This window comes from Terriglobus sp. 2YAB30_2 (assembly GCF_052114765.1).
In the GTDB taxonomy this organism is placed as follows: Bacteria; Acidobacteriota; Terriglobia; order Terriglobales; family Acidobacteriaceae; genus Terriglobus.
Map to the genome: position 1 here is coordinate 397,751 of NZ_JBFRFJ010000003.1, position 18,018 is coordinate 415,768.

At 58.3% G+C, this 18,018-nt stretch carries 15 protein-coding genes; 10 read left to right on the plus strand and 5 right to left on the minus strand.

The genetic code is table 11. From position 1 onward, the window contains the following. Window positions 1–57: 57 nt before the first annotated feature. Genes AB4Y89_RS06990 through AB4Y89_RS07000 form a run of 3 tightly spaced genes read right to left on the minus strand, consistent with a single transcriptional unit; the run spans window position 58 to window position 8,293 of the window. Window positions 58–4,431 (minus strand): translocation/assembly module TamB domain-containing protein, encoded by a 4,374-nt coding sequence (locus AB4Y89_RS06990; RefSeq protein ID WP_442300185.1) that lies wholly within the window; start codon window positions 4,429–4,431, stop codon window positions 58–60. After that, window positions 4,428–5,204, minus strand: coding sequence for a SurA N-terminal domain-containing protein (locus AB4Y89_RS06995; protein WP_442300186.1), 777 nt, complete (start codon window positions 5,202–5,204; stop codon window positions 4,428–4,430). Before AB4Y89_RS06995 ends, AB4Y89_RS06990 begins: the two co-directional genes overlap by 4 nt. After that, window positions 5,204–8,293: a POTRA domain-containing protein gene (locus AB4Y89_RS07000; RefSeq protein ID WP_442300187.1), complete on the minus strand. Its 3,090-nt coding sequence runs from the start codon at window positions 8,291–8,293 to the stop codon at window positions 5,204–5,206. Before AB4Y89_RS07000 ends, AB4Y89_RS06995 begins: the two co-directional genes overlap by 1 nt. Window positions 8,294–8,530: 237 nt before the next feature. Here AB4Y89_RS07000 and AB4Y89_RS07005 point away from each other — a divergent pair, with 237 nt between their 5' ends. The 3 genes from AB4Y89_RS07005 to AB4Y89_RS07015 all read left to right on the plus strand — a co-directional run bounded on the left by AB4Y89_RS07005 (window position 8,531) and on the right by AB4Y89_RS07015 (window position 10,758). Beyond that, window positions 8,531–9,571: a ThiF family adenylyltransferase gene (locus AB4Y89_RS07005; protein ID WP_442300188.1), complete on the plus strand. Its 1,041-nt coding sequence runs from the start codon at window positions 8,531–8,533 to the stop codon at window positions 9,569–9,571. Window positions 9,572–9,798: 227 nt separating this feature from the next. After that, entirely contained in the window at window positions 9,799–10,446 is a 648-nt protein-coding gene (locus tag AB4Y89_RS07010; RefSeq protein WP_442300189.1) for an RNA polymerase sigma factor, read from the plus strand. Then, window positions 10,447–10,758 (plus strand): hypothetical protein, encoded by a 312-nt coding sequence (locus AB4Y89_RS07015; protein ID WP_442300190.1) that lies wholly within the window; start codon window positions 10,447–10,449, stop codon window positions 10,756–10,758. It begins immediately after the preceding gene. Between the two features lie 84 nt (window positions 10,759–10,842). Here AB4Y89_RS07015 and trpE read toward each other — a convergent pair whose 3' ends face one another. Further along, complete coding sequence (gene trpE / locus AB4Y89_RS07020; RefSeq protein ID WP_442300191.1) at window positions 10,843–12,339, minus strand: anthranilate synthase component I; 1,497 nt, start codon at window positions 12,337–12,339, stop codon at window positions 10,843–10,845. Between the two features lie 185 nt (window positions 12,340–12,524). Between trpE and AB4Y89_RS07025 the strand changes: the two genes are divergently transcribed. The 7 genes from AB4Y89_RS07025 to AB4Y89_RS07055 all read left to right on the plus strand — a co-directional run bounded on the left by AB4Y89_RS07025 (window position 12,525) and on the right by AB4Y89_RS07055 (window position 17,057). Continuing rightward, window positions 12,525–13,253, plus strand: coding sequence for a hypothetical protein (locus AB4Y89_RS07025; RefSeq protein WP_442300192.1), 729 nt, complete (start codon window positions 12,525–12,527; stop codon window positions 13,251–13,253). 115 nt (window positions 13,254–13,368) lie between these two features. Continuing rightward, window positions 13,369–14,325, plus strand: a complete 957-nt coding sequence (cyoE, locus tag AB4Y89_RS07030; protein WP_442300193.1) for a heme o synthase — start codon at window positions 13,369–13,371, stop codon at window positions 14,323–14,325. Then, window positions 14,325–14,888, plus strand: a complete 564-nt coding sequence (locus tag AB4Y89_RS07035) for a DUF420 domain-containing protein (RefSeq protein ID WP_442300194.1) — start codon at window positions 14,325–14,327, stop codon at window positions 14,886–14,888. The genes cyoE and AB4Y89_RS07035 overlap by 1 nt, the downstream gene beginning before the upstream one ends. Before the next feature lie 21 nt (window positions 14,889–14,909). After that, window positions 14,910–15,134, plus strand: a complete 225-nt coding sequence (locus tag AB4Y89_RS07040; protein ID WP_442300195.1) for a hypothetical protein — start codon at window positions 14,910–14,912, stop codon at window positions 15,132–15,134. Window positions 15,135–15,301: 167 nt separating this feature from the next. Next, window positions 15,302–15,769, plus strand: coding sequence for a single-stranded DNA-binding protein (locus tag AB4Y89_RS07045; RefSeq protein ID WP_442300196.1), 468 nt, complete (start codon window positions 15,302–15,304; stop codon window positions 15,767–15,769). A 136-nt stretch (window positions 15,770–15,905) separates the two neighbouring features. Then, window positions 15,906–16,235 carry an iron donor protein CyaY gene (gene cyaY, locus AB4Y89_RS07050; RefSeq protein WP_442300197.1) on the plus strand — a complete coding sequence of 110 codons (330 nt, stop codon included), beginning with the start codon at window positions 15,906–15,908 and terminating at the stop codon, window positions 16,233–16,235. 45 nt (window positions 16,236–16,280) lie between these two features. Next, the gene (locus AB4Y89_RS07055; protein WP_442300198.1) at window positions 16,281–17,057 is read left to right on the plus strand and encodes a glycosyltransferase family 2 protein; all 777 of its coding nucleotides are present in this window, start codon (window positions 16,281–16,283) and stop codon (window positions 17,055–17,057) included. A 142-nt stretch (window positions 17,058–17,199) separates the two neighbouring features. Here the strand turns inward: AB4Y89_RS07055 and AB4Y89_RS07060 are convergent, their stop codons facing one another. Beyond that, entirely contained in the window at window positions 17,200–17,943 is a 744-nt protein-coding gene (locus AB4Y89_RS07060; RefSeq protein ID WP_442300199.1) for an SDR family oxidoreductase, read from the minus strand. Between the last annotated feature and the right edge of the window lie 75 nt (window positions 17,944–18,018).

Below are 18,018 nucleotides of genomic sequence, written 5' to 3' on the forward strand. Positions count from 1 at the left end.
CGCTGACGAACTCATATCTTGTTAGAAGCCGGGGTCCCGTCAATAGATGTATCTATATTACTTGTAGCGCTGCCGGATCTTATAGACGATGCTGAAAACACCGTTTTCATCGCGGGTGGCGACAATCGCGTTATTCCGGTTTACCTGGTATTGAAGCTGAATTAACTGTCGTGCCGACGAGTTCACATTCGTGGCAAAGACCACCGTCAACTGCCGCGATAGCTGCTCTTCAATTGTGATGCGGGCCGACGAGTTGCCCACAGCGCCGGTATAAGAGGGGTCAATCTTCACGGTTCCCGCTCCACCAAACAGCTTCGATACCCTGTTACTGACGGTCGCATTCAGTGCGCTTCCAAGCAGTGCCGAGGTCGTCGGATCGGTTCCGCTCCGCAATTGCTGCTCCTGGTAGATCTGGGCCTGTTCCTGGGTTCGCCCCAGAGCCAGCAGGGCGAAGATGTCCGCCTCGCTGAGCGGTGGTTCCGAGCGATAGGTTGGCTTCAGGCTGGTCGACGTACCATGCAAGCCGATGGTGATGTCGTAGTTACTGACGCGCGCCGTCGCATCCAGATCGATGACAGGATCGATTCGCACCGGGTTATTGAAGTAGACATCGCCGCGCTGCAACTGGTACTGCACACCCGCGAAGCTTGCACTGCCATCGGTAATCGACACGCGTCCCAGCACGGAAGGAACCGCCAGTGTACCCACGACGCGAAGGTCTACCTTACCGGCCAGCTTGGCATACGAGTTCTGGAAGTCAAGCTGCGGCGATGAGGTCACCCGGATATTGAGGTGCACCTTATTGGTCAACGCGTCCGGATCCGGCGGAGCCGAAACAGCGCCGCTGCCCGCAAACTGGGCAAAGTCAAACTCTTCGCTAAGGCCGAAACGGGTAATCAGCACATCGCCGCTCAACTGCATCGAGTTGCTGTTGCCGATCAGATGCAGGCTGGTATTCGCCGTCGTACTGACGCCGTAGAGACGGACACGTGCTGCATTCGTCGTCGCGGTCAGGTCAGCATAAAAGCCGTTCCGGTAGGTCATGAATCCACCCAGCCGCAACTGTCCACCACCTGTGGTCGCCGTGAGCGACTGCACCTCCAGCCGATCCCGGTTGAAAACCAAAGTGCCGTTGATATTACTCAGACCATTTGGGATATCTTCGTACGCCATATTGGCGTTCTTCATCTCTACGCGGCCGGTCAGTACGGGAGTCTGGATGGTTCCTGCGGCACCTACGGTGAACGTAACCCCGCCACCTGCAAGAATGCTGGGCTGAACGGTATGCAACACAGCCAGATCCGCGGTTCCGCTCGCCTTCGCATCAAGACGGCCGCCTTTCGGATCTGTTACGCCCAGTATCTGGGCCGTGCCTTCCACGCGCACGTCTGTCTCGGATCCCGTGATGTGAACGGGCTGCAGCCGTACCGTTCCATTCTCCAAAGACGCCCGCACCGGGGAGTCGGTCTTGAACGCCAGTCCCGCTACCGAAATATCGACATTGCGGATCTCCGCGGTACCGCGCAACTGTTCCGGGGTCTTCAGAGGGCCGGAGAAGTCTACCGAGCCGGCAAGATTCGACGTGGCCTTGAGCTTCGCATTATTCAGCGCCTTCAGGACGTTCTCGATGTTGAGATTACTGAACTCCAGCTTGCCCTGTGAGTCGTAGTTCCCGGTGAGCTGCGCCTGAGCGTCCACATTCATCGCGGCATGCAGCAGCGTCGATTGTCCCTTCAGGTAGACCATTGAACCCTGGCTATGGGCATCTGCCGTCAACTCACCCACCGGCGAACCGTCTAACGTAACGTTGGTCACGCGCAGATTCGCCTGCAGGTTCGGTTGATCCAGCGGGCCCTTCGCATCCAGGGTCGCAGTCAGAATCCCGTCGACCGGTAGGTTCCGCTTCTTCACATTCTCGAAGGCGGAGAGCCGTAGATCGTGCGTCTGCACGTGCGCATGCACTTGTTTGTTATCGATGTCATAGCCGGCGTCTCCGCTCAGCACCTGTACGTTGTGAGCACGGATCAACAGATTTTCGCCATCGATCGTGTGTCCGTGGACGTTCAGGTTCGTCTGCGCCAACTGGAATGGCTCACCGTAGGCCACACCATCGCGCAACGCTACCGTGCCTTTGCCGTTCAGATTTCCAATGGTGCCGGCCAGATGGCCATTGACGTTCAAAGTTCCGGTTACCGGCAGATTCGACTGTCCGGCCATCTGTAATGCTTCCACAACATCCGCATCGGCCAATTGCACATCGGCATCCACAACCGAATCTTTGTCCCACTCGTAGGACGAAACACCTCGACGCCCCTGGATGTGGTGTGCCTTCACTGAGCCATGAGCATGCAGCAATGAGTGCCCGCGCTTCAGCGTCGAGCTCGCAACCGCCAGCCCCTGCGGTGTGTATTCCGCGTCGGCAATGAGGGAATCGATAAGGAGCGTTGAGTCCGGCGCCACCTTCGCTTCCACTCCAGTCGCTTCCAGATGCCCTTTGATATCCAGTGAGGCCATCGGACCCGATGCTGTGCCATGGAAGGTCGCTGCTCCCTGCAGGTCGATGGGCAGCGCGCTGGCGCCCCGCTTCTCCCGGGGGTCATAACCGATGGCCGTCAGTATCGAATCCAACTCGGCGAGATTCCCCATTACGATATTGGTGCGCAGAGCCGTGGCGGCGTCTCCCTTATCGACACCCAGCACGCCATTTGCCTCCAGCGTCGTATATGGAGTCTTTGCCGTGAGTTGCTGGATGTTCACGATCTCTCCCTGTCCGCGATACTCAGCAACGACAGAGCCGGAGACCGGAACATTCTGTCTCCCCGGCACCTGCCGTCCGGTCGGCGCCAGCTTCAGGTTCGCATTCACAATTACAGAGTCTTCGATGTGAGCGAAGTCTCCGCCCCATTCGGCCTTCGCTGGCCCGGTTACCGCCACATCCAGGCCAAGGTCGGTAAAGCCGCGCGGCTGCGTAATCTCTTCAATGGCGCGCAGGCTTACGCGCGTCAATGTGACATCGACATAAGCATGCGACCGCACGCCCTTCGGCAGCGTGCGATTCCCTTCTGCCGGCGGCTTGGAATTCAACGCCTTCGCCGTTGTATTCGCCGTCTGCTGGCTAGCGGCAACCGTGGGCGATTTCTGGGCTGTATCTTCGGGAATCTGTCCCAGCCAGTTGTTGATCCGCATATCGCCGGCAATATGGCCGCCATCCGACAGATCGATCAACATCGCGTTCAGCAGTAGTTCGGTCGGCGTAACGTGCAACTTGGTATCGAGATCCACACCGTGCACACGAACAAACTGATCCGTATAGCCTGCTCCACGCGCCTTGACGGTTCCGGCGACCAGGTAGCCCTTCTGGCATTCAGGATCCGGCGGCAATGTCTTTACGTTAGCCGGACTTTGAGCCGGGTGACGTCTCTGCCAGAAGTGTGGCTGCTTCTGTGCCTCCTGGGGCGCAACCGCACAGCTATGAGCGGTCATGTCCAATGCGACGTTCCCTGCATTCAGGCCTGGAAAACCACTCAACACCGAAATCTGCTTGATCTCCAGATCGCCTTTGGCCGTTGCCTCCCATACCGGATTGTCGAAGTGTTCGAGCTGCGCCGTCAGGTCCAGCATCGAGCTCTCGCCGGTCGCCAGGTGCAGACTCTTCAGCGCCACCATCGAGCGGCCCAGCTCAATCTCGGCGGTCATGTGCGACTTCGCCTCAGGCATCTCCTGCATCTTCGTCGTCAGATCGTTAAGAGCGACGGAAATGCCATAGCGGTCAGATGACGAGAGATAGCGCACATTCACACCGAGCTGACGCGCAGCCATCTCGAATGGAATTGGCTTGTCATTCATCAGAACGACTCCATCCACGACCTCGGCTTTGGCTGCCTTGAGGTCCAGCAGCGTGTCCTGAATTGGCTTCGTACTTGCACTCTTCTTCTTCGGAACCGGCTGATTGGTACTGCCGTCAGCATTGACGATCATGTGAAACTGAGGATGCTCCACGCGTAGCAGGCTCAGATGCACCTTTGACATCAGACCGCCTGCCGCTCGCTGCAGTAGATTGCCGATCGTGATGCGCACCACGATGCGATCAATGGAGAGATATGGCGCCTCTCCCTTTGGCTCAGTCCCGTGAATCACGAGGCCATCCACTTCTGCTGCCAGATGCCACAGATTGAACTGAACCGAACCAATCTCCACACGGCCGCCGGTGGCTTCTTCCAGGATCGACACCACCTGTCCTGCCACGCGCTTCTGGAAGTCCTGGGTATGCGTGTACAAGGTCAGCAGAGCCGTCAGCAACAGCAACAACGCGCCGGTTCCGGCAAAGATCCATGCCGCAATCCGCATGACCTTACGCCGTGGCGGATTGCCTGGCAAAAGGGGTACGTTCTCGTCGGACTGCTGGTTCTGCTGGGGAAGAAGCTCGCTCATGGCGCGACCTCCCCATCCTTGAAGATGCGTACGCTGCCCTGCTCCCGCAAGCTCTTTAGCCAGTCCTGCAGCATGGCGGAGACCTGCTGCTGCAACAGAACTTCTTCAATGCGTGAGGAGATCTGATCCAGCGGTGGCGGTGTTCCACCTCGCGCCTTCACCTCTGGCACAAGGGTCTTCTCGTAGTACTCCGAGATCTGCTGGTCGGTGATGCTTGCTCCCGACCGGAACCTCTGCTCAATGAAACGCAGCACCGTCATGCGCTGACGCCAGTGCTCACGCATCTCCGGCTCGGTGATGCCGTATTGTGAGAGGAACTCCTTCCAGCCATTTTCATTAGCGCTGCATTTATAGATCTGGCACTCAGAGAGCTGCTTTTTTAACTTCTCCAGCTCCGCATCGACCTCCTCGTCGCTCACCGGCTCAAGCTGCTGCTCCAGAGCCTGCTGATACACAAGAGTGCGATCGATCAGCCGGTTGAGTGCCTGCTCATAGGGAGTACCACCTCGCGCAATGCGGAAGGGCTGAATCTCCGCAAACCGCATCTCCTGATTGACGTCACTCTCCAGGATGAGCTGTTTGTTGACGATGGCAACGACGCGATCCAGCAGCTCGCCTTGCTTTGGCGCATCGCCTTGCTTTGGAGCATCGCCCTGCTTTGGCGCATTGCCCTGCTTCGGAGCCGTTGTCGGCGCAGGCGTCTGCTGTGCCATGGCGCTCATGGAAGCTGCCAGAGCCAGCACTGCAATCGTCCTGTGCCAACACGTCATCATCAGAAGGTCTGCCCAATGCTGAAGAAGAAGTTGAAGTGGCTCGCACGTCCCGCAAATCCTTTGACCTGTGGGTACGGTAGCGAATAGTCATTGACCACCGGATAATATGGCGGATTCAGGTTATAGCTGAAGTCCACACGAAGCGGCCCGACCGGAGTCTTATACCGTGCGCCCGTACCGATCGCATGCGAGAAATAGTTGAAGTCGCAGGTACCAGTCGTTACGCCGGTAAAGACCTTGCAGGTCTGCTCATTGGGCTGATGGAACCGCCCGAAGCTCTTCCAGATATCGGAGACGTTGATGAACGCATTGCCCATGTCATGGAACAGCACGATCTGCAGATTGTCATTCACAAGCGGCAGCACCGGTCCGGGCATACGCATCTCGAAGCTGTTTACAAAAACGCCATTTCCGCCGACCGGGAATCCAGTCGTCAGGTCGCGCGGCCCGGCGCCGTTGATGGGGAAGCCACGATGTGAGGTCGCCCCGCCGGCGTACAAACGCTCGGGCAGAGGTACCGCAATGCAGCTCGGGTCAGTCACCAGCTTCGAGCTACAGGCTGTGTTGCCATCAAGCTGAGGATTCGACCCGAGCGTTGCGATAAACCCAAACCGGGTGCTCCGGGCAAAGACGTAGCGGCTCTTCTTGCCGAAAGCGTAATAAGTGGAATTCGTGATATCTGTCCGATTGAAGTCCACGTCCGAACCGAAGACATGGTTGGAAAAGAAGTTTTGTGCCGAGAGAAAAATCCCCTTGGTCGCGTCCAGAGGCGATGGTTGCCGCGTGTCGTGCAGCAACGTAATTCCGGGGCCACCCACCTTCACGGGCTGCGACAGCAGGGGAATCAGATTGGCGGAAATCTGCAGGCTCGCCTGATCCACTGACACGCGGCGATAGGTGAAGTCATAGATCAACGTGTCGGCGCGGTTCACACGCTGCGTCAGCTTCATGGAACCCTGCAACTGCTTGGACGCATAGGTCGAGATGTTCCGCACATTGCTATAGCCGCCGGAGACCGCAGCATCCAGGTTGCGCTTGTTGCGGAAGTGCGGCAGCGAAAAAGTCGCCGTGGCGATCTGTTCCAGGAGGCCGTAGGTCACATGCATCGACAGTGATTGATCTCTTCCACGCCAATTGATACGGGTAACGTCGAAGCTGACGCGCGGGCTCACGCCCGCCTTCCCTTCCTGCCTACAGTCCGTATTGGGATTCAACGAGAGCTGCGCATTGCAGTTCGTCTGCGGTGTTCCGGTCTGCGCCTCAAAGCCGAAACCGTAGGTCACGTCCCAGCGTTTTGCCTCTTTCAGTTGCACCAGCACATTCTTGCGTGTGGCATGGCCATCGGGATTCTGGACCGCGGTATTTACTTCGCTGAACAGTGCGAGGTTATAGAGATTGCGTTGCGTCTCCAGCAACGCTGTCTGGTCCAGCGGCTGGTCCGGCTTGAGCTCAACCTGCCGCTGCACGACAACTGGCCGGGTTTTCATCGCTCCAGAGATGAGGACTTTGTTCACAAAGACCTGCTCGCCCTCGGTGACGTCCAGCGATACATTCATCACGGTGTCGTTGCCGTCTGCCTTCGACTGATGCACTTCCACCCGGGCCTGATCAAAACCGTGACTGAGGTAATAGCCCAGAACTGCATCGCGGTCACCTGACAAAGTAATCAACGAGTACGGCTGGCCCTGCTGGGCATTCATTAGGCCGCGAATCTCGCTGCTGCGGGCCGGGTTCGCGCCATTGAGAGCGACCTCGCCAAACTTCTGCTGCGTCCCTTCTACGATTGTCAGCAGAACGCGGATCTGGGCCGACTTATTCTTGTCAGACTCGACATCTTTAACATCAGTCTTCACTTCGGCATGGCTGAAGCCGTTCGCGCGATACAGCGCCTGAATGGAGGCAACATCGGCGGCCAGGAGCTGCTGGCTGTAGCGGCCGACTCGGTTATACGGGTCCGCATGCGCCACCTGCATGCGTTCTTTCAACGTGTCGGTATCGAAGTACTGATTCCCGGCGATGTCTACAGATACAACCTTGTGTTTCCGGTTGTTGTGGATGGTATAGGTCACCGTCTCCTGCGCTGTGCCCGCGCCGCTGCGCGACGCCGTTACGTCTGCGTCAAAGAACCCTTTCCGCTGCAAGGCTTCCTTAATGTTGTGCGCGCCTTCGTTGATCAGGTCGTTGTCAACGGCGCTCTCTTCATAAATCGGCACCAGCTTTTTCAACTGGCGGCTTGAGATCTTGTCGCCTTCGGTCACCACACGCACAATCGCACCCTGGTTGGCATTGAACTTGTAGTCCAATTGCTTGCGCTGGTCGTTGTACTGCGACTCTTCCAGAGCGACAGTCGCCTCCAGATGATCTTTCTTCTGATAGTTCTTACGCAGCCGCGTGAACGCGTTCGAGATCGTGTCACGGTTGACCTTGGTCTTTTCCTTCAACTTGCCGCGTTTCCGGAAATCCTCAAGCGTCATTCCCGGATCGCCTGAAAGCGCCACCTGCCCGACACGCGCCTGCGGTCCGATCTGTACCGTATAGGAGACGTCTACCTGCTTACCCTCTTCATCCACCTTGGTCGCGGGTGTAACCGTAGGCTGGTAGTAACCGTTCTGCTGCAGCGACTGTTTGATGCCATCCACGCCTGCGACGACCTTTTCCTCTTGAAAGGGCGTGCCCGGCTGTAACTGCGACGCATACTCCAGAATGCTGGTCAGGCGTTCATTGTTGACTCCCAGAATGTCGATCCGGCCCACAAAGTAGCGCGACGTCCCATAGAAGATCAACGTCACTGAATCGCCATGCCGCACGCCCCTCAGTTCAATATCCCGATAGAGGCCCGAGCTATACAGGCGTCGCGTCATCTCCTGGAGACTTGCCGGATCAAGCACCTGGTTTTCATGGACGGGAAGCTCCGATACCAACCCTTGCTGCTGTTCCAGGGTCACGCCTTCGAATTCGATCTTGTCGACCTTCAGTCCGCGCAGATTCCAGATACCGCTTGTGGGCGTGGGCGCGGTGGTCGTTTGCTGATCGGATCCTCCGGCAGAGACAAACGCCTGGTCTATCGCCTGGGAATGGGCCAGGTTCACCGCGCACCCCAGCAATAGGCACGCGATTACGCTCCGCTTCGATGACCGTCTGCTCCTCATCCCAAACACGTCGGCCCTGCGCCCCTTCCCTGCTTTCCTGCGACACGGCGACACGGGCTTTTCAGCCCCACACAGAACACTGTCTACCGCTCCACTCACAGTTCTCAGTTGGATGCAACGACGACTCTGGATGTCAACCAACAGAGACTACGAACTTTCCCTATACTAAGGGTTGTCGTGCCTGTCCTTTCAGCCACTTCCGAGACGATTGCCGAACGCTACTCCCGGCAGGTCCTGTTTGCGCCCATTGGCGCGGCAGGACAGGAGAAGATTGCCGCGGCACATGTAGCCATCGTGGGCTGCGGCGCGACCGGCGCGGCGGCCGCTGCCCTGCTGGCGCGCGCCGGAGTGGGTACGCTAACCCTCATCGACCGCGACTTTGTTGAAGAGTCCAACCTGCAGCGCCAGGTCCTCTTTGAAGAAGAGGATGCGCGCAACGCTACCCCCAAAGCCGAGGCCGCCCGTCGGCGCATTGCGGCCTTCAATTCCCAGATTGCCATCCACGCACACATTGCGGACCTGGTCCCCGGCAATATTCATGAACTTCTCAACGGCGCGCAGATTGTTCTGGATGCCACCGACAACTTCGAGACGCGCTATCTGATCAACGACTATTCCATCGAGCAGGCTGTTCCCTGGATCTATGCGGCCGCCATCGGCTCCTATGCCGCCAGCATGAACATCCTTCCCGGACAGACAGCTTGCCTCGCCTGCCTCTTCCCCAAGCCGCCTTCAGGTACGGTCGAGACCTGCGATACCGCCGGCATTCTTAATACCGCCGTGAACTTCGCCGCGTCGCTGCAGGTGACGGAGACACTGAAATATCTCATCGGCGATCTCAATGCCATGCGCCGTACCCTGCTCTCTTACGATCTGTGGACCAATGAGCGCAGCGAGATCTCTTCGGCCAGGCCAGATTCCGAGTGTGAGGTCTGCGGTAAACGGCAGTTTGTTCACCTGGCCGGTGAGGCTCGCCCTCACATCACCCTCTGTGGCCGAAACTCCGTCCAGATCCACGAGCACAACCGGCCCGTCGATTTCGCCGAGCTGGCGGCCCGCCTGGCGCCCCACGGCACGATCCGTTCCAACGAGTTGCTGCTGCGATTTGAGCGCCCGCCGTTTACGATCACGGTCTTTCCCGATGGACGCGCGCTGATTCAGGGCACGACCGATCCAGTGCAGGCCCGTACTCTCTATGCCCGTTATATCGGCTCGTAGAGCCTGAGAGCATCTACGGGGAAAGCTTTATCTCTCAATGCTTTGCAATGGTTCGCCGAAGGCCGGAGGTCTTCGTCAGGCAACTCACACTTCTATCGTCGCCTCTAACGGAGTAAGCCTCCGAAGGCGCCAGTTTGTTTTCAGCCAATCGTACCGACATGCTGTACTATTGGTTTCCTGGCGTATGACTTTTACGTACCTAACCCGGTTCCAAGAAGCCATAACCCATGCAACTTCAAGGCAGGACGATGACCCAGACGAACGCAACGCCAGGCATGTTTAAGCGTAATCCGCCCATCGCTGGCGAGGCAGATGCCCTGGAGCGGGCCAAAAACGGTGACCCCGACGCATTTGCCAAACTCTATGCGCTACACAAGCGGCGCGTGTACACACTGTGCCTTCGTATGCTCGGCAATGTTTCTGAAGCCGAAGACATGACCCAGGAAGCGTTTCTGCATCTCTTTCGCAAGCTCGGCAGCTTCCGCGGGGAGAGCGCGTTTTCGACCTGGCTGCACCGTCTGACCGTCAATCTGGTGCTGATGCATCTACGCAAGAAGGGGCTACAGCTCGTCTCTCTTGAAGAGACCATCAATCCCAGCGAGGAAGATGCACCGAAGCGTGACTTCGGCACCGCTGATCCCCAGCTCTCAGGCTCCGTCGATCGTGTCGCGCTTGAACGCGCTATTGCTACCCTTCCCCCGGGATACCGTCTGGTCTTCGTGTTGCATGACATTGAAGGCTATGAGCACAATGAGATTGCCGCCATGCTTGAGTGTTCTACCGGCAATTCCAAATCCCAGTTGCATAAGGCCCGCCTCAAGCTCCGCGAATTACTTAAGCAGAGTGAGATGGCTACCCGGCAGGAGGTCGCTTAAGTGTCCGATTCCACTCCAATCCGCACGATCGATTGCGCGGAGTTCCAGGAACAGCTCCCTGAGCTCTTTGCTAATTCCAAGGGAGGCAGACTCTCGGACGATCCCGTCTACGCGCAGCACCTGAGCACGTGCCCGACCTGCTCCGCGCTAGTCCGCGACCTGGAATACATCGCAGAGCAGGCCCGCATGCTGCTTGATCCTGGTAGCGACATCGATCCTTCCGAAGATGTCTGGAATAACATCCAGACGGCGCTGGCCGGCACGAACGGGGATGAAGGCGGCGGCAAACCGAACGGTCATTCACCGCGCTGATCGCGTTTCAGCGGATAACAAAGGGCGCAGCGAATGCTGCGCCCTTTTCTGTTTTGAAAACCCAATCCCGAGATGTCCTGCCGCTTACACCTGCGTCCGAGCCCTCTCAATGGCCCGCACCACTGCACGCGCCTTGTTTACGCTCTCCTGGAACTCCTTCTCCGGCACGGAATCGGCCACAATGCCGGCGCCGGCCTGGATATGGCCCTCTTTGCCATGCATGAACAATGTACGGATCGCGATGCAGGAGTCGAGATTTCCGGAGAAATCCGCATACAGCACACTGCCGCCGTATACGCCGCGGCGTGACGGCTCCAGCTCCTCAATCACCTCCATGGCGCGGATCTTCGGCGCACCCGACAGAGTGCCCGCGGGGAAACACGCACGGAAGGCGTCCATCGGGTTGAGACCGTCGCGGAGGGTACCTTCGATCGAGCTGACCATGTGCATGACGTGCGAATAACGCTCGACGAACATCAGATCCGTCACCTTGACCGACCCGAACTCGGAGACGCGGCCCACGTCGTTACGGCCCAGGTCGACCAGCATCACATGCTCAGCGACCTCCTTCGGGTCCTGGCGCATATGCAGCTCCAGCGCGAGATCCTCCGCCGGGTCTTCCGCCCGTGGCTGCGTGCCTGCGATCGGACGGTACTCCACCTTCGATCCGTGAACGCGCACCAGTAGTTCCGGCGATGAGCCGACGATATGCGCCGGGACACCGTCCATCGGGAAACGGAGAAAGTACATGTACGGGCTGGGATTGACGATACGCAGCGAACGATAGACCTCAAAGGCATCCACACCTGGGGTGACGTCGAAGCGTTGCGACAGAACGCACTGGAAGATGTCGCCGGCCGCGATATATTCCTTGGTCTTTTCCACAGCCTTAAGGAACTGAGCCTTCCGGGTCCTTGGCTTGATCTCGAGCTTCGCCTCGTTCTTCCGCTTCCGCGTCCGCTTCAGTGACGTATGCAGGCGTTTTTCCAGCGCGTTCAGCCGGCTCTCCGAGCGTTTGTATGCTGCCGCCGGAGAGGTTTTGGTCACGTCCGCAGTCACAATCAGATGGATCGCCTTCTTTACATGGTCGAAGGCCAGCACCTGATCGAAGAACATCAGGCAGGCATCCGGCACATGCAGTTCGTCGTCGGCGAGCTCCGGCAGGCGCTCGATCTGGCGAACGACGTCGTAGCTGAAGAAGCCTACGGCCCCTGCAGTAAACGGAGGCAGAGCGGGCAGCTTGGCCGGTTTGTGGGCCGTCAGCGCTGCTTTCAGCTCTGTGAAGATATCGCCGGTGAAGTTCCGCGTCCGTTTCCCTTCCGTGACGGTAATCGACGTTCCGCGAGAGGTCATGCGGCGATAGGGCTGAATCCCGATGAAGGTGTAGCGGCCAATGCGCTCGCCGCCTTCAACGGACTCCAGTAGAAATGCCTCCGGCTCCTCGGCGGCGATGCGCAGGAAGGCGGAGACAGGAGTCTCAAGATCGGCGGTCACCGTGCGGTAGACCGGAACCAGGGTGTGCGATTTCGCCAGACGGACGAAATCCTTCTGCGATGGAAAAGTTGTAGCGTCGGACGGCATCAAGGCTTATGGTAAATCTGCTCTGCCGGAAGGGCTTGGTAAATTCCCAAAATCCACAAAGGATGAACGCTAGAGCATTTCTCCTGTTGCTGGGTCGCCCGGAAGGGGAGTGCAGGGGCGTTTTCATTGCGGAAAACGCCCATAGATAACGAATCCCTAACCTACACCTACAGGAGAAATACTCCGTGGCAACGACTGCTGTGGCTGTAAAACGGCCGGTACATCCCGACCGTGTCTTCTTTCCCTTGCTGTGCGGTTTGATGCTTCTGCTGGTTTGGCTCGGATTCTCAAAAACCTATTACGCGGCCGGCATGGTCCACGCCAAACTTCCCAGCCCAACAATTCACGTCCACGCCATCGCGGCGACGCTGTGGCTGATCACCCTGATCGTCCAGATTGGCCTGATCAGCGCCCGCAAGGTAAAACTGCACATGACCGTAGGCGTGTGGGGCTTCGGCCTGGCAGCGGCCTGGGTCGTCATTGCCGTGGCCGCTGCTCTTGACGCATTGCGGCGGAACATGTCTCCTCCCGGCTCAGGTCTCGATCCGCTGACCTTCTTCATCGTTCCGGTCACAGGCGCGGGGCTTTTCGCGTGGTTTGCCGGATGGAGCTACCTGGCCCGCCGCACGCCCCAGGCTCACAAGCGCCTGATCATGATCGCAACGATCGCTATTCTGGATGCCGCCGTCGGGCGCTTTCCGTACACGGTATGGCCCAGCCTGACCGGCCTGAAGCAGTCGCTTGTTCTTTTCGGACTGCTGGCAGCCATCATGGTCTATGACCTCATCACGCTGAAAAGAATCCACCGCGCTACCTGGATTCCGGCCCTGGCGCTCATCGTGGTGCATCTGACACGGATTCCGTTCGGACAAACTCACCTCTGGATGAGGTTCGCGGCGATGTGCCAAGGTTAGGGCGTATTTCGAAAAGCAGCTACCGCAGAACCTGTCCGAAAATCGGCTGCTACGCAGCCGATTTTCTATGCGGGCCCTCAACTGGCAGAAATCAGCGCGGTATCCTAGTAGGAGCGTGCAATCCCCGGCAACAACTCAGGATCTGACGGGCTCCGCCGCGGCCTCACGGCTTCGCGAGTGGATGATGGACTATGCGGAGCTGTTCAAGGCCCGTGTCACCCTGCTCGTCGTCATCACCGGCGCCGCCGGCTTCTATCTGGGCTCGCTCCGTAGTGGCATCAGCCCCTTCAACATGGGCCTGCTCTATACGCTGGGTGGCATGGCCTTGGTCACTGCCGGCTCCGCAGCGCTGAATGAAGCCCTGGAGCGCCGCAGCGACGCACAGATGCGACGCACAGCGCGCCGTCCCATGGCGGCCGGCCGTATCGGTCTGCTGCATGGCCTGCTTCTAGGATTCGCGGCCGTCTTCTTCGGGTCGATGTTCCTGGCGCACGAGACCAATCTTCTGACCGGTACCCTCACGCTTATCACCGCTGTCGGCTACGTCGGAATCTATACGCCGCTGAAGCGCATGACGACGCTGGCGACCTTCATCGGAGCCTTTCCGGGCGCCCTGCCGCCGCTCATCGGCTGGACAGCTGCCCGTGGCATGATCGAGTGGCCCGGTGTCGCGCTGTTCGCCGTGCTCTTTGTCTGGCAGTTCCCGCACTTCATGGCCATCGCCTGGATGTACCGGGAAGACTATGCCAACGCCGGCATCAAGATGACGCCCGTCGTCTCGCCCAACGGGCTAACGACCGTGGCCCAAAGCCTTTTCTACGCCGTACTCATGATTCCTGTGAGCTTGTGGACGACATGGCTGGGAGTGACCGGAATTCCTTACGCCATCGCCGCAACCATCCTGAGCCTTGGCTACCTGTGGTACACAGTGCGTTTCGCCAGGATTCTGAAAGAAACAGACCCACTGACGTCGCGAGCCTATGCACGCGATCTGCTGAAAGCGTCTGTCATCTATCTGCCGCTGTTGCTGGCGGCCATGATGCTGAACGCCCAGGGAAGGATCTTCTTCTAATGGCAACAACTCCTGCCGGAGCACCTAGAATCCACACGCCGGCGAGCGCGATCTGGACGATTATCGCAGTCAGCGCCGCTGCCAGCGCCTTCATCTTCTGGCTTGTCTATTTCCATCAGCCGGTCGATATGGCAGGCACACAACTCGCCTTCCTGCCTGCGCTGAACGGCCTGCTGAATGGGCTCAGCGCCATCTGCATCCTGATCGGCGTGCGCTTCATCATGGCGAAGAAGGTCAAGCAACACCGCACGATGATGTTTGCGGCATTCTTCTTTTCGACGCTCTTCCTGGTCAGCTACCTGGGTAATTTTGCATTGCATGGCGAGACCAAACTGCCGATCGCACACACCGGCGGCGTCTGGTGGACTTATCTTTTGCTTCTGATCTCGCACATTCTTACCAGCGTGGTTGCGCTGCCGATTGTTCTGATCACTTTCTTCCTGTCGCTGACAGAACGCTTTCCGCAGCATCGTGCTCTGGCGAAGTACACCTACCCTCTGTGGATGTACGTTTCAGTCACCGGCGTCGTGGTTTACCTCATGCAGGCGGCGATCCGGCGCTAAGGGGCTGTGCGAATTCGAGAGATGAAGAACGACACGAAAATTCTGTTGCAGTACGGCGGCGGCATTCTACTGGTGGGACTTTTGTCCGCGCTGCTGACGGCCACTGTCTTCGGTGGACTTACACGGCAGGGCCCTCATACGAACACGGGCTGGCTGGGCCTGATGGTGGCCATGTGCTGCCTGCCTATGGGCTGCCTGCTCTCCCTTTTAGGGATGGCGAAGTGGCTCAAGGATTTGAGGGAATAGTTGGATACTAGTATCCTCGGTGCAACCGATTAAAGCATTTTCCTGTAGGTGTAGTGTAGGGCTTGTGCATCTATGGGCGTTTTCCTCAATGAAAACGCCGCTGCACACCTCTTCCGGGCTACCCAGCAACAGGGAAAATGCTCTAGAGAGAGAAGTGGAGAAACGATATGGCGCGTGGTGTAAATAAAGTGATTCTGTTGGGCAATGTGGGCAAGGATCCCGAGATCCGCTCGACCCCCAGCGGCACGATGGTGGGAACGTTCGGCCTGGCCACAGCCGAACGCGCGAAAGATCAGACGGGCAACTGGGTTGATAAGACCGAATGGCACAACCTTGTCTGCTTCGGCCGGACCGCGGAGATCGTTCGCGACTACGTCAAGAAAGGCACGCAGCTTTTCGTCGAAGGCAAGATCCAGACGCGGAGCTGGGACGACAAGGAAAGCGGACAGAAGAAGTACCGTACCGAGATCCTGGTGAATGAGCTCACGCTGCTTGGTGGCGGTGGTGGTCAGGGCGGCCAGGGTGGTGGCAGCGGCTATTCGCGCGGCAACACCGCGAGCTTCGGCTCCAGTTCGCCTGCCCCGGTGGACGACTTCGCCGGCACCGGTATCACCGACGACGATATTCCTTTCTAACCGGCATTTCTCCGTTCCTTTCGCCGCGCCCGGCCGCTGTGCCAGGCGCGGCTTCGTCTTTGGCCCGAGACCTTACGCCAGCGAACGAGGTCGCCAGGCCCTCCGAGATTTGGCCTGGGATTGGTAGACTGAAACCATGCTGGACGAAGCCGCATTTCGCAGGGAGAGTGACACCGCTCTCGAGAGCCTGAAGCAGGCGTTGATTGAAGCCGAAGAAGATGGCGGCTTCGAGGTGGAAGAGAAGAATGGCGTGCTGAATGTTCTGTTTGAAGACGGCAGCGCAAAGTTCGTCTTTACACCGAATACGCCGGTCCGCCAGATCTGGATCTCGGCTCTGTCAACCTCGTTCAAGCTGGAGTGGCACGATGGCCAGTTTGTGCTGCCAAAGACCGGCGAAGCGCTGCAACCGCTGACGCAGCGTCTGTTACGCGAGCATCTCAGCGACGATTCCATCACGCTTGGCTAATTTTTATTACCCAGATCGCCCGGGCGCGGTTAGTCTGAGCGTACGATGACGCTTTCTGTCGCCATCATTACCCTGAATGAAGAAGAGAACCTCCGCCGAACTCTGCCCTCGCTGCAGTTCGCCGATGAGGTCATTGTGGTGGATTCCGGATCCACCGATAAAACCGTCGAGCTGGCCCGCAGCTTCGGCGCCAAGGTCTACGAAGAACCCTGGAAGGGCTATGCCGGACAGAAGAACTCGGCAATTGCTAAATGCACCGGGGACTGGATTCTTTCGCTCGACGCCGACGAGCTGGTAAGCCCTGAGCTTGCCGAGCAGTTGCGTATTCTGCTGCCTTCAAATCCTCCGCACGACGCTTACTATCTGCCGCGCAGGAACATCATCTTCGGCCGCTGGATCAGGCATGGCGGCTTCTACCCTGACAGCAAGCTTAGGCTTTTCCGTCGCGGCGCAGCCACCTTCGGTGCTCGCCTGGTGCACGAGACGATCAGCTTTGAAGGCGAATCGGATGAGCTGGAAGGCGCACTGGTTCACTATCCCTATCCCACCATCTCCGGCTTCGTGGACCACATGAACCGCTACAGTGGGCTGGGTTCCGAGATGCTGGCCCAACAAGGCGTGGTTAGCCGCGGCTATCTCACCTTCGTCTGGAACGTGGTCATCCGGCCCGTGCTTCAGTTGAAATGGAACTTCTGGTTCCGCCTCGGCTTCCTCGACGGCCGCGAAGGCCTGATGCTCCACCTCTACCATGCTGCCTATGCGAGCTGGAAGTATGCGAAGGCGTGGGAGCTGGACAAAGCCAGGTTAAAAGTCAAAGGTTGAAAGTTAAAGCGTTAAGGTCGTGGCGACCGGAATGGTCGACCTCACCGCACGAAGGAAAAGGCTGTGGCGTGAGACACGTTCACCTCAACAACCACAGCCTTAACGCTTTAACTTTTAACTTGCAACTTTTAACGAACGCTCCCTACCAAGGGAGCGTTTGGTCCATATGGAAGTAGCCGCCTGTCGGTCCGTCGGCGGGCAGAGTGGCGAGGCGTACTGAGGTCTTCGCGCCGTCGGGAATCTCCATCGGAGCGGCGCTGGTGCCCATATCGGTCTTGACCCAACCAGGATGAGCGGCGTTGACCTTGATCGGCGTATCCTTCAGCGCTGCCGCCAGATGGATAGTGTAGGAGTTCAGCGCGGCCTTTGAAGCGTTATACGCGACCATCTTGCTGCCGTAGATCGGCGACGTTGGATCGGCGTGCAGCGTGAGTGAGCCCAGAATGCTGGAGAGGTTCACGATGCGTCCCTCTGGGCTCTTACGGACGAGCGGCAGCAGTATCTGCGTCAGCTCAATCAGGCCAAAGAAGTTGGTATCGAAGACGTCGCGCAACTGCTTCTGTGTCACGGTCGGCGCGGTGTTCGCCATCCAGTCGTCGCCGCCTTCGCTGACACCGGCATTGTTGATCAGGATGTCGAGTTTGCCGAAGGTCTTGTCGAGGAAGTCATACACCTTCGGGAAGTCGGAGGAGCGGGTAATCTCCAGCACGACGGGATAAGCATCGATACCCGCGGCCTTCAGCTTCTGGACGGCGCCATCGGCCTTCTGCTGGTCGCGGGCGGCAACCACGACGGTAATTCCCTGCTCGCCGAGCTGTTTGGCGGTCTCAAAGCCAATTCCTTTATTTGCTCCGGTAATGAGCGCAACCTTCTTTGTCTCTGCCATGGCATCTCTCCTTGTAGTCCCTGTTGTAGGTGCGAGAGGTTAGATCACGATAAAACCGAGAGAGATGCAATGATC